The organism is Streptomyces sp. NPDC021096, assembly GCF_040641275.1.
Lineage (GTDB): Bacteria > Actinomycetota > Actinomycetes > Streptomycetales > Streptomycetaceae > Streptomyces.
The window spans coordinates 142,757-154,186 of record NZ_JBFADG010000013.1 but is presented as its reverse complement, the minus strand read 5'-3'; the positions used below and the strand labels follow the sequence as shown (position 1 = coordinate 154,186).

10 protein-coding genes and 1 pseudogene are annotated in these 11,430 nt (G+C 72.6%); 8 read left to right on the top strand and 3 right to left on the bottom strand.

All coding sequences use genetic code 11. The features are described 5' to 3' along the window. Nucleotides 1-125: 125 nt before the first annotated feature. Nucleotides 126-1,124 carry an ABC transporter substrate-binding protein gene (locus AB0G59_RS18980; RefSeq protein ID WP_071963766.1) on the bottom strand — a complete coding sequence of 333 codons (999 nt, stop codon included), beginning with the start codon at nt 1,122-1,124 and terminating at the stop codon, nt 126-128. Between the two features lie 210 nt (nt 1,125-1,334). Next, nucleotides 1,335-1,538 (bottom strand): hypothetical protein, encoded by a 204-nt coding sequence (locus AB0G59_RS18975; RefSeq protein WP_071963767.1) that lies wholly within the window; start codon nt 1,536-1,538, stop codon nt 1,335-1,337. A 666-nt stretch (nt 1,539-2,204) separates the two neighbouring features. Between AB0G59_RS18975 and AB0G59_RS18970 the strand changes: the two genes are divergently transcribed. The 6 genes and pseudogenes from AB0G59_RS18970 to AB0G59_RS18945 all read left to right on the top strand — a co-directional run bounded on the left by AB0G59_RS18970 (nt 2,205) and on the right by AB0G59_RS18945 (nt 7,141). After that, a complete protein-coding gene (locus tag AB0G59_RS18970) occupies nt 2,205-3,410 on the top strand; it encodes a serine hydrolase domain-containing protein (protein ID WP_360912954.1) in 1,206 nt (401 codons plus the stop codon). 170 nt (nt 3,411-3,580) lie between these two features. Then, nucleotides 3,581-4,936, top strand: coding sequence for a glutamine synthetase family protein (locus AB0G59_RS18965; protein WP_360912952.1), 1,356 nt, complete (start codon nt 3,581-3,583; stop codon nt 4,934-4,936). 1 nt (nt 4,937) lies between these two features. After that, nucleotides 4,938-6,110: pseudogene (locus AB0G59_RS18960) on the top strand (amidohydrolase family protein). 84 nt (nt 6,111-6,194) lie between these two features. After that, nucleotides 6,195-6,476, top strand: coding sequence for a hypothetical protein (locus tag AB0G59_RS18955; RefSeq protein ID WP_360912950.1), 282 nt, complete (start codon nt 6,195-6,197; stop codon nt 6,474-6,476). Between the two features lie 116 nt (nt 6,477-6,592). Further along, the gene (locus AB0G59_RS18950; RefSeq protein WP_071963773.1) at nt 6,593-6,886 is read left to right on the top strand and encodes a hypothetical protein; all 294 of its coding nucleotides are present in this window, start codon (nt 6,593-6,595) and stop codon (nt 6,884-6,886) included. A gap of 12 nt (nt 6,887-6,898) precedes the next feature. Then, nucleotides 6,899-7,141 carry a hypothetical protein gene (locus tag AB0G59_RS18945; RefSeq protein ID WP_360912948.1) on the top strand — a complete coding sequence of 81 codons (243 nt, stop codon included), beginning with the start codon at nt 6,899-6,901 and terminating at the stop codon, nt 7,139-7,141. On the opposite strand, the gene AB0G59_RS18940 is transcribed toward AB0G59_RS18945, so the two are convergent. Continuing rightward, a complete protein-coding gene (locus tag AB0G59_RS18940; RefSeq protein WP_360912946.1) occupies nt 7,129-8,316 on the bottom strand; it encodes an aminotransferase class V-fold PLP-dependent enzyme in 1,188 nt (395 codons plus the stop codon). The genes AB0G59_RS18945 and AB0G59_RS18940 overlap by 13 nt on opposite strands. A gap of 225 nt (nt 8,317-8,541) precedes the next feature. On the opposite strand from AB0G59_RS18940, the gene AB0G59_RS18935 reads away from it, so the two are divergent. Next, nucleotides 8,542-10,107 (top strand): alpha/beta hydrolase, encoded by a 1,566-nt coding sequence (locus AB0G59_RS18935; RefSeq protein ID WP_360912944.1) that lies wholly within the window; start codon nt 8,542-8,544, stop codon nt 10,105-10,107. A gap of 66 nt (nt 10,108-10,173) precedes the next feature. After that, complete coding sequence (locus AB0G59_RS18930; RefSeq protein WP_360912942.1) at nt 10,174-11,418, top strand: glycosyltransferase; 1,245 nt, start codon at nt 10,174-10,176, stop codon at nt 11,416-11,418. Nucleotides 11,419-11,430 lie beyond the last annotated feature (12 nt).

The following is an 11,430-nucleotide window of genomic DNA, read 5'->3' as shown; positions in this document are numbered from 1 at the left end:
GTGCGGTAGCCGGCTTCCTCCAGCGTCCAGGCGATCCACGACGCCCATCGCTCGTCGGCCGGTGAGGACACAGCACAGCCAGCCCGTCCGGCGATTGAGGACCGGGGTCCGGGGCGGAGCCCCGGTTACTTCTTCAGCGCCTTGACGATGTCGTCGATGACGACCTGGCTGGCCAGCGGACCGCCCCGCGTGGACCAGACCGAACCGTTCACGGTCACGGCGTGGTTCTTCTTGACCGCGTTCAGGTCCTTGTACGCCGGCTTCTCCTGGACGTCCTTCAGGGCCTTCTCGCCGTCCGAGGTGAGCGTGGAGAGGAAGAGCCAGTCACCGTCGATCTCGTTGATCTTCTCCAGGCTGAGCGCCGGGGTGTGGGCGTTGCCGTCCTTGTCCTGGGCCTTGGGGCGCTTGAGGCCCATGTCCAGGGCGACGCCGCTGGCGAACTGCTTCTTCTCCATCCAGCTGGGGCCGTCCGGGTTCCAGCGGACGATGCTGACCTCGGCGCCCTTGTTCTCGCCGAGCTCCTCGCCGGCCTTCTTGGCCTTGGCCTCGTACTCGGTGATGACCTTGTTGGCCTTGTCGAGGCCGTTGACCGCGTTGGCGATCCCCCGGAAGGAGAGCTTCCAGTCGTCGGTCGGGGCCATCGTGACCACCGTGGCCGGGGTGATCTCACGGAGCTGCTTGAGGACCTGCTGGTCCTGCATGTCACCGGCGAGGATGAGGTCGGGCTTGGCGGCGATGACCTTGTCCATCACCGGCTGCAGCAGGTTGCCGACGACGTTGATTCCCTTGACCTTGTCCTCGAGGTAGGCCGGCGGCTTGTTCATACCCTGGCCGTTGGTGATGCCGACCGGCTTGAGGCCGAGCGCGAGCACCGCGTCCAGGTCCTCCTGGGTGAGCGTCACGATGCGCTTGGGGTTGGCGGGAACCTTGACCGCCGTGCCCGTCGCGTCCTTGACCGTACGCGTCTCGCCGCCGCCGGACGCCGACTCGCCCTTCGCCTTGTCGGAGCCGGAGTCCGAGTCGGAACCGCAACCGGTCAGGAGGAGGGCGGCCGCACCCACAGCGGCGAGAGCCTGGGCCGCACGGCGCGGCGCGGACAGGAGGAAGCGGTCGGGCGAGGTCATCGAAGGCTCCGGGCGTTGAAAAGAACTCAAAAAGAACAGGACAGGCCATCCGTGGGGATCGCTCCCACACCGGACGCTGCGAATATTAGGTTAGCCTTACCTTAAAGTCACCCCACAGGGGGGCTCCCTTTCCTCCGCTTCCTCCGCCGCCCCGCCCGGAGCGGCCCGCCGGGGAGGCGGGCCCTTGGGCGACGGAATCCGGGACGGCGGCTACTTCTGACGGAGGAACAACAACCGGGCGAGCACTTTCGGCCGACGCGACACGGGCCGGACCTCCGCCACCGGATCCCCCGGAGCATCGGTGCGCTCCTCGACGATGACGGGGGCGGGCTCCGGCTCGGGAGCGGGACGGTGGATGCGATAGGCCTCGGCGCGCACATAGGCGCCGAGTGCGCGCGCTGGATCGATGCGCATGATGTAACTCCTGCTGTCGTACCTGCTGGCGTGCCGGGAAAAACGACGACGTCCCGCCCCTGGGACAGGGGCGGGACGCGGTCCCGGTCAGCAGCGCAGGACGGAATGGTGCGCGCGGTCGGTGGCGGCGGCATCGCCGCCCGGCCGGGACGGCGCCTGCCGGCAGGAGGACCCCCCGGCCCCTCCTGCGACAGGCGCCAGGGCCGGCGGGCAGGCGCGCCTGCCGGTCGGCCGCCCCACCCTCCCCGGACGTGGAACCCGCTGCTCGGCCGTACACGCGGCGCACTCGTCGGAGGACCCGTCAGCCAAGGGAGCGGAGGCGGGGACCTCCTCCCGGACGGATGCGAGCTCCATCCCCTCGGACGCCGCGGCGGAGAGCACGAGCAGCACGGAGGTCAGCACGGCGACCACAGCCCGCACCACGGGCTGCAGCAATGCCCCACGACCCCACATCGACACACACCAAGCGTAGGCGCTTGATTACCTTGGGTGCATTCCGTCGAACGAGTGAGATTCCGGGCCCGGGCGCACCCACACGGCCGCCTTCCGTCCGATGAAACGACTGGCCGGAAAGGGTTCCTCCCCTCGAAGGCCCGTCAACGGCGCAGCCCTTGACGGAGTCCAGGGGGGTGCACACGGATCCTTCTGACAGAGAGGCAGTGCGTGATGGGATTACGGACAGTACGCGCGGCGCTGGTGGGTGCGGTGGCGGCCGCGCTGGCCGCCACGGGCCTGGCGACGGCGACCGCGGCCGGCAGCGGACAGGGCGGCGGAGGGCACGGCGCCACCCGGGCGGTCATGGAGGCCGAGGTGAAGGCCGGAATGCCGGGAGTCCTGGGGCAGGTTCAGGACGACCACGGCACCTGGAACGGATCGGCCGGCGTGGCCGACCTCGCCACCCAGCGCCAGCGTCTGCCCCAGGACCGCTTCCGCATCGGCAGCATCAGCAAGGCGTTCGTCTCCACCGTCCTCCTCCAGCTCGAGGCCGAGGGCAGACTCGACCTCGACGACACGGTCGAGCGCAGGCTGCCGGGGGTGGTCCGGGGCAACGGCCACGACGGCAGCCGGATCACCGTCCGCCAACTGCTCAACCACACCAGTGGGGTCTTCAACTACACCGACGACCCCGGCATCGTCGAGAAGCTCACCACGGGCTTCCCCGAGCACCGCTACGACACCTACACGCCCCGGCAGCTGGTCGCGGTCGCCATGAAGCACCGGCCCGACTTCCGGCCGGGCCAGGGCTGGCACTACTCCAACACCAACTACGTCCTCGCCGGAATGATCGTGGAGAAGGTGACCGGCCGCACCTACGCCGCCGAGATCGAAAAGCGCGTCATCGACAGGCTGGGCCTGCGCGCCACCACCCTGCCCGGCACCTCGCCTCGCATGCCGTCCCCGCACGGCCGCGCCTACAGCAAGCTCTCCACGGCGCCGGACGCCCGGATCCACGACACCACCGAGCTCAACCCCTCCTGGGGCGGCGCGGCCGGCGAGATCATCTCCACCACCGGTGACCTCAACCGGTTCTACCGCGCGCTGCTGGGCGGCAAGCTGCTGCCCGAGCGTCAGCAGAAGGAACTGCTCACCACCGTCCCCGTGCGGGACGGCGGCGGCTACGGCCTGGGCATCTCCTCGGCCACGCTGTCGTGCGGCACGACCGTCTGGCTCCACGACGGCGGCATCCACGGCTCCATCTCCCTGGCCGTGTCCACGGCGGACGGACGCCACACCTCCGCCTTCAACCACAACGGCGACTGGACGGAGGGCGACCTCCCCGGACTGGTGGAAGCCGAGTACTGCGGCGTGAAACCGGACGGAGCGGCTCCGAAGACCGGCAGCGCCCTGGCGGCCGTCACCTCCCTGCGCTGACGGACGGCCCGGTCAGCGAACGCACCTGACCGCGTCCGCCGCGCGCGCCCGGGTGGCACGGACTGCGCCATACCCGGGCGCGCGCCGGCAGGCGTGAGGTGTAATACGTGCAGACCTTGCCCGGACGCGAGATCCCGGGCCAAGCGGTTGTCCGAGGTGAGGAGCGCACCGTGGAGAAGCCGGAACGGGAACGGGCGGAGTCGGCGGCCCGGCAGGCCGCCGCGCAGCTCACCGCGCAGGACATCCGCGGCGTCGCCCTCACCTGGGTGGACAACGCCGGCATCTCCCGCGTCAAGGCCGTCCCCACCGGCCGGCTCGCGCACACCGCCCGCCGGGGCGTGGGCGCCTCGCCCTGCTTCGACGTCTACCTCGTCGACGACTCCAGCGTCGGCAGCCGTCACATCGGCGGCCCCGACGGCGATCTGCGGCTGTTCCCCGACCTGGACCGGCTGACCGTCCTGGCCGCACAGCCCGGCTGGGCCTGGGCCCCGGTGGACCGGTACGAGCAGGACGACACGCCCTACGTCGCCTGCCAGCGGCAGTTCGCCCGCCGGATGGCGGAGGCGGCCGCGGCCCGCGGGGTGCGGCTGAGCATGGGATTCGAGACCGAGTGGGTCGTCACCCACGCCGACGGGCACGAGCCGCCGCGCTACGCCTGCTCCGGCCCCGCCTACGGCATGACGCGGGTGATCGAGCTGTCGGACTATCTGCGCGAGGTGCTGGACGCGCTCACCGCACAGCGTGTCGACGTCCTGCAGATCCATCCCGAGTACTCCCCCGGCCAGTTCGAGGTGTCGGTCGCCCCTTCGGACCCGGTCGGCGCGGCCGACCTGTCGGTCCTGGTCCGGGAGACGATCCGCGCGGTGTCGGTACGGCACGGCCTCGACGCCTCCTTCGCCCCCGTCGTGGAGCCGGGCGGCGTCGGCAACGGCGCGCATCTGCACCTGAGCCTGTGGCGGGACGAGCGGAACCTGTGCCGCGGCGGCGACGGCCCGTACGGCATGACGGCCGAGTGCGAGGCGTTCCTGGCCGGGGTGCTGCGGGAACTGCCCGCGCTCCTCGCCCTGGGCGCGCCCACGCCCGCCAGCTATCTGCGGCTGGAGCCCTCGCGCTGGGCGGGGGTCTTCCAGTGCTGGGGCCTGGAGGCGCGGGAGGCCGCGCTCCGCTTCATCACCGGCGCGCCGGACGACGCCGGGGGCGCCAACGCCGAGGTCAAGTGCTTCGACGGGGCGGCCAATCCGTACCTGGTGGCGGGCGGCGTCGTGGCCGCCGGGCTGGCGGGCCTGGACGAAGGGCTGCGGCTGCCGCCCCCGGCGGCCGGCGACCCGGCCGTCACCGGCGGCCAGGAGCGCCTGCCCACCTCCCTCGCCGAGGCGCTGGAGCACTTCCGGGGCTCGGCCCTGCTGCGCACCGCGCTCGGCGATCCGCTGTTCGAGGCGATCGCCGCGGTCCGCGCGGGCGAGGTGAAGCTGTTCGAGGGCCTCGCACCGAAGGACATCGCGGCCGCGACGCGCGGACGGTACTGACATGAGCGGCCTGCCGATTCCCCCGCTGGTGGACCACCACTGCCACGGCGTGGCCCGCTCCGGGCTCTCCGCGCAGGCCTTCGAGTCCTTTCTCACCGAGTCCGACGCGCCCGCCGCGCCCGGCACCTCCTTCTTCGACACCCAGCCCGGCTTCGCCGTGCGCCGCTGGTGCGCACCGCTCCTGGACCTCGAACCGCACTGCCCGCCCGAGGCCTACCTCGCCCGCCGGGCCGAGCTCGGCCCGGCCGAGGCCACCCGGCGCCTGCTCGGCTCCTGCGGCATCTCCGACTTCCTGGTCGACACGGGGCTGCCCGGCGACCTGACGAGCCCCCAGGAGCTGGCGGCCGCCGGAGACGCCGCCTGTCACGAGATCATCCGACTCGAACACCTGGCGGAACGGATCGCCGACGGCGCCGACAGTCCCGCCGCGTTCCTCGACGGTCTGGGCGACGCCGTACGGGACGGCGCCCGCACCGCCGCCGGCTTCAAGTCGGTGGTCGCCTACCGCTACGGCCTGGACTTCGAACCCGGCCCGCCCCGCCCGGCCGAGGTACGGACCGCCGCCGACCGCTGGCTCACCGCCCGTACGCCGGGCACCCGGCTGGCCGAGCCCGCGCTGCTGCGGCATCTGCTGTGGAGCGCCGCCGAGACCGGCGCACCGCTCTAGTTGCACACCGGTTTCGGCGACCCGGACCTGCGGCTGGACCGCTGCGACCCACTGCTGCTCACCGACTTCGCGCGGGCGGTGCGCCCGACCGGCTGCACGCTGGTGCTGCTGCACTGCTACCCCTACCACCGGGGCGCCGGCTATCTCGCCCACGCCTTCCCCCACGTCTACGCCGACATGGGGCTCGCCCTGACCCACACCGGGGCGCGTGCGGGGGCCGTCCTGGCCGAGATGCTGGAACTGGCCCCGTTCGGAAAGCTCCTGTTCTCCACCGACGCCTACGGTCTGCCGGAGCTCTACGTCGTGGGCGCCGCGCTCTTCCGGCAGGCCCTCGGCCGGCTGCTGACGGGATGGGTGGAGGAGGGCGCCTGGTCGGCCGGGGATGCGGAGCGGGTGGCCGCCCTGGTCGCGGCGGACAACGCCCGCCGCGTCTACGGCCTGGGCCCGGCCAAGGCCACGCCGTCCGGCCCCGCTGCCCCACCCGCGCCCCTTTCATCGTTCGGGTGAAGCCGCCCGCCATCCGGTCCTGCGCTCCGGTGGCCTCCGCGAGCATTGCGGAACATGCGACACCCGATCCGCACGCTCGGCGCCATGGCTCTCACAGGACTGCTCACCCTCACCGCGCCGCCCTCCGCGCAGGCGGCCACGGGAACGTTCGTCTACTCCACGCCCCAGGGGGCCGAACGGCACGGGCTGACCAATCCGGTCGACGGCCACTGCTACCCCGTCGGCCACGCCCAGGGCGTCACCGGCAATGAGACGGACCGCAACGCCTACCTCTACGACACACCCGACTGCCGGGGTGCGGCGGCGTACTTCCCGGCCGGGTTCTACGGCCAGCAGTCTTTCCACAGCGTCGTCTTCATGCGGTAGGGCGCACCCCGCGCGGCGTCACTCCTGTGGCGTGACGCGGCCCCATGGGTTCCGCTGATACGGAGGGAACAAGTTCGCTACTCTGGGCGGTCGAGCCGCCGACGCGGGGAGGACCCATGAGCACCGGCACGGTGTGGAGCATCGAGCGCATTCGCGACGTTCTCGGCAGCCCCGACCTCTCGCGGCGCTTCAGCGACGAGATCGGCCGGGCCCCCGCGCACACGGTGCCGGCCGTGTTCGCCAAGTGGCAGGCCATCGCCGAACGGACGCTCGCCTCCGTCGAACGGGGACGGCAGGCGGCGGCCGCCGAGGCCGCGGGCGGCGAGGTGCCGGGCGAGTGGATCGACATCACCCAGAAGGTGCAGGAGGACGCTGCCCTCATTCGCGCCCACGGAGCCCCCTGGAGCTGACACCCTGAGTCGGTGTACGCGCTCAAGTACGATGCGACGATAGCGGCCGTCTGGGACTCCCTTCCGGCCTCGGTGAGCGGGCAGCTCAGCGACGTCCTCGCCGCGGCCTGCGCGAGCCCCCTCTCGGTGACCGTCCCGTACGGCGAGGACGACGGAATCATGAGGATGCTGGTGCTCGACGACGTCTTCGCCGTCATCTATCTGGGGCACCAGACGAAGACGCTGCACATCTACCAGATCGACTACCTCGGCTGAGCCGGCCGCGCGAGGCCGGTCAGCACGCCGACGGCCCGGTCGAGCTCCTCCTCGGTGTTGTAGTAGTGCGGCGAGAGTCTCACCAGCGGGTGGACGCCGCGGTCCTCGGTGTCGAACTGCGACTGCTCGGGGGCCGTGGTGGTCACGTTGATGCCCCGGCCGGCCAGCGCGGCCTTGACCTCGTCCGCGGGCACCCCGTCGACCTTGGCGGTCACGATGGCGCACCGCTGAAGCCCCAGGTCGTACGTGCGCACGCCCGGCACCGCGGCGAGCCGCTCGCGCAGGGCGGCCCCCAGGGCGACGGCCCGCTCGCCGATGGCGTCCAGGCCGAGGTCCAGGGCCTGGCGCACGGCGCTGCCCAGGCCGAGCACGTTGGAGTAGCTCATCTCCCACGTGGCGAAGCGCCGGGCGCCCGGCTGCCAGGTGAAGCCGCGCTTGCCGTCCCAGACCGAGGCGGCGGTCTCGTTGACGTAGGGGTCGAGGCGGTCCAGGATCCCGGTGCGCACCCACAGGAAGCCCGTGCCGCGCGGCCCCCGCAGGAACTTGCGGCCCGTCGCGGTGAGCATGTCGCAGCCGATCTCCTGGACGTCGACGGGGAACTGGCCGACCGACTGCGTGGCGTCCAGCAGGAACGGCACCCCCGCCCGGCGGGTGATGCGGCCGATCTCGGCGGCGGGGTTGACCAGGCCGCCGCTGGTGGGGACGTGGCTGACGCCGACCAGCTTGACGCGCTCGTCGAGGAGGGCGGCCAGCGCCGCGGTGTCGAGGCGGCCGTGGGCGTCGTTGGGGACGACGACGACCTCGGCGCCGGTGCGCTGGGCGACCTGCAGATAGGCCAGCACGTTGCTGCCGTACTCGGAGCGGCCGGTCAGGATCCGGTCGCCGGGCCGGAAGGCGAGGGAGTAGAACGCGGCGTCCCAGGCGTGGGTGGCGTTGTCGAACAGCGCCACCTCCTCGGGTCGCCCGCCGAGGAGTTCGGCGATGGCGGTGTAGACCGCCTCGATGGCCTCCAGGCGCTCGGTCGCGGCCTCGTAGCCGCCGATGCGGGCCTCGAGTTCGAGGTGGCCGGTCATCGTCTCGAGGGTGCGGCGGGAGAGGAGGGCGGCGCCCGCGTTGTTCAGGTGCACGCGGTGCGCGCAGCCCGGGGTGGCCTCGCGCAGTGCGGCGATGTCCATAAGGTGCGCTCCTGGTATCAGAGTTGAGGTGCGTACAGGTGGTGTCCGGGTCGACTCCACGACTCGACCATGCCCATATGCCGGTGGCCGGATGCCGCCCGGCACTCCTGACGCGGGCCCGGGGGTGGTCCCAGTGCCACCCCCGGAACGGAACCCAGCGGGATCGATCACGACGGCGCGAAACGGAAGCATCAGTGATGCAACCGCAATCGCGCAGGAGGATCGATGTTCACGTTCGGGAAGTCACGACGGCCGGCGTCCGCTCTGTCGGGCGTCGTGGCGGCGGCCATAGCCGCCGCCGTCCTTCCGGCGTCCGCCGCCCTGGCCCAGCCGTCCGTACCGGCCCGCTACGCACAGCAGCACCTGGACTGGCAGCAGTGCGAGAAGGACTCGCCGCTGGAGTGCGCGGCCATGACCGTGCCCCGCGACTGGCACCACGCGGACGCCGGGGCGGACATCACCGTGGAGGTCTCGCGGCATCGGGCGAGCGACCCCGCCAAGCGGCGCGGGGTGCTGATGATGGCGGCGGGCGGGCCGGGGGGCAAGGGGCTGATGAGGCCGGCGCGGCTGGTGAAGGAGTCGCCGTCGGTGGCCGCCGCCTATGACGTGGTCGGCTTCGACCAGCGGGGAGTGGGGCGCAGCACGCGGGCGGTGTGCGAGAACGAAGCGGAGTTCGCCGACTTCCTGGACGGGGACTTCCGCGACCGCTCCCCGGCGGCGCTGCGGCGGGTGGTGGACCGTTCGCGGAAGTTCGTGGAGAGCTGCCGGACCCGCAGCGGTGACCTGCTGCCGTACCTGAACACCGATCAGACGGCCCGGGACATGGACCTCTTCCGGTCCCTGCTGGGGGAACGCAAGATCTCCTACTACGGTCCGTCCTACGCCACGATGATCGGCGCCTATTACGCGACGCTCTTCCCGCAGCGCGTCGAGCGGGCCGTGCTGGACAGCAACATCGCCTTCGACGGCTCCTGGGAGAGCTTCTTGAAGGGCCAGCCGATGAGCTTCCAGCGCCGCTTCGAGAAGGACTTCCTGCCGTGGCTCGCACAGTACGACGGCGTCTACCACTACGGCCGTACCGCCGCCGAGGCGAAGGCGAAGTGGGAGCGGCGGCGCGGTGAGCTGGGGCAGCGGCCGGTGACCGTCGACGGGGTCGTCGTCGGCCCCAACCAGCTGGACAGCGGGGCGATCCAGGCGATGTACAACGCCGGCCAGGGCTTCCGGCCGCTGGCGGCGGCGCTCGCGGCGCTCGATCACTGGGACGTCGCGAAGCCGGAGGAGAAGGCCACGGTGCGGCAGCTGTTCGGGGGCTACGCCGACTCCTCCTTCTTCGCCCAGTACTTCTCGGTGACGTGCAACGACACCCCGTGGACCCGGGACATGAACCACTGGATCCGGCGCAGCGGCGAGGACACCCGCGAGCGGCCGCTGGCGGGGGCGCGCGAGCTGGCGTTCGCCTCGGTGTGCGCGGCCTGGCCCACGTCGCCGGCGCCGAAGGTGAAGGTCACCGGTGCCGGCCTGCCGGCCACGCTCATGCTCAACTCGGTGCACGACCCGGCCACTTATTACGAGGCGGCACAGCGGGCCCACCGTGCCCTGCGCGGCTCGCGCCTGGTGACGGTCACGGGCGGGGGCGACCACGGGCAGTACCTGGTGGGCAACGCCTGTGTGGACGGCATCGTCGACGCCTATCTGCTCGCGGGGACGGTGCCCGCGGGCGACACGTCCTGCGCCGCCGGTCCCCTGCCGGTGCCCGAGGGGGCGCGGGCGGCGGCGTCGGCAGCGAAGTAGGCGCGTGCCGTATCCGGTCCGGGTGCCCTGTCGTTGATGCGACAGGGCGGCAGGAAGGTCGGGGACATGCGCATCCAGATCATCACAGCGGGCACGATGGGCTCCGTCGCCCCGTACACGGGCCTCGGGCACCGGCTGTTCGCCGAGGGCCATGACGTGGAGATCGCCGCACACGCGCGGTTCACGGACGTGGTGGCCTGCTGCGGTCTGCGGATGCGGGCGCTGGAGGCCGACCCGTTCGAGGAGCTGCTGGGCGCGCACAGCCGCTTCCGGCGCGCGGTCCGTTCGCCGGCGGCCGTGCTGCGCGTGGTGCGCGCCACCGAGCAGGCGGCCCTCGCGCTCGTGGACGGGATCCTCGCCGCCGTCGACCCCAAGGCGGACGTGGTCCTGCTGTCGTCGATCGCCGCGCCGATCGGCCGGGTCGTGGCGCGCTACCACGACATTCCGAGCATGGGCGTCTTCCTCCAGCCCGACACCCCCACGGCCGCGTTCTCGCCGTGCACGATGCCCTGGAAGCCCCCCGGGTTCGCCAACCGGCTGCGGGGGCATGCCGCGAACGCCGTTCTGGACGCGCTGTACGCCACCGCCAACCGGAGTCTGCACGCCAGGCTCGGGCTCGCCTACCGCAGCGGTCACCGGCTGCGCGTCGAGCGGGAGCGCGGCGGCTGGCCCATCTGGCACGGCTACAGCCCCTCGGTGGTGCCGCTGCCGGCGGACTGGCGTCCCGGGCTGGGCGTCGCGGGGTACTGGTGGCCGCACGAGTGCGCCGACTGGGAGCCGCCCGCGCTGGTCACCGACTTCCTGGCGGCCGGCCCGCCGCCGGTGTTCGTGGGCTTCGGCAGCATGATGCCCGGTGACCCCGGGCGGCTCGCCGACGTCACGGCGCGGGCCCTGCGGGCCTCGGGGCTGCGCGGCATCGTGCAGTCGGGCTGGGCGGGGCTGTCCGTGATGAACGACGACGTCATCACGGTCGGCCCGATCCCGCACGGCTGGCTCATGCCGCGTACGGCCGCGGTGGTGCACCACGCGGGGGCCGGGACCACGGCGGCCGGTCTGCGGGCCGGGGTGCCCGCGGTTCCCGTGCCCGTCCTCACCGATCAGCCGTGGTGGGCCGAGCGGCTGGCGCGCCTCGGCGTGAGCCCGGGGGTGCTGCCGTACGCGGAGCTGACCGCCGGCCGGCTGGCCGAGGCGCTGCGGCGGGCCACGGGCGAGCCCCGCTTCGCCCGGCGGGCCACGCAGCTGGCCGCCCGGCTGGGGCTGGAGGACGGGGCGGGGGCGGTCGCCCGGGCGATCGCGGACATGCCCTGCTGAGGATGTGCCGGG

Excerpts from the sequence above, each read along its gene's own strand:
- AB0G59_RS18955 (WP_360912950.1), top strand. The coding sequence starts at position 6,195 with ATGGCTCTCACAGGACTGCTCACCCTCACCGCGCCGCCCTCCGCGCAG.
- AB0G59_RS18950 (WP_071963773.1), top strand. The coding sequence starts at position 6,593 with ATGAGCACCGGCACGGTGTGGAGCATCGAGCGCATTCGCGACGTTCTC.
- AB0G59_RS18930 (WP_360912942.1), top strand. The coding sequence starts at position 10,174 with ATGCGCATCCAGATCATCACAGCGGGCACGATGGGCTCCGTCGCCCCG.
- AB0G59_RS18940 (WP_360912946.1), bottom strand. The coding sequence starts at position 8,316 with ATGGACATCGCCGCACTGCGCGAGGCCACCCCGGGCTGCGCGCACCGC.
- AB0G59_RS18980 (WP_071963766.1), bottom strand. The coding sequence starts at position 1,124 with ATGACCTCGCCCGACCGCTTCCTCCTGTCCGCGCCGCGCCGTGCGGCC.
- AB0G59_RS18975 (WP_071963767.1), bottom strand. The coding sequence starts at position 1,538 with ATGCGCATCGATCCAGCGCGCGCACTCGGCGCCTATGTGCGCGCCGAG.
- AB0G59_RS18935 (WP_360912944.1), top strand. The coding sequence starts at position 8,542 with ATGTTCACGTTCGGGAAGTCACGACGGCCGGCGTCCGCTCTGTCGGGC.
- AB0G59_RS18970 (WP_360912954.1), top strand. The coding sequence starts at position 2,205 with ATGGGATTACGGACAGTACGCGCGGCGCTGGTGGGTGCGGTGGCGGCC.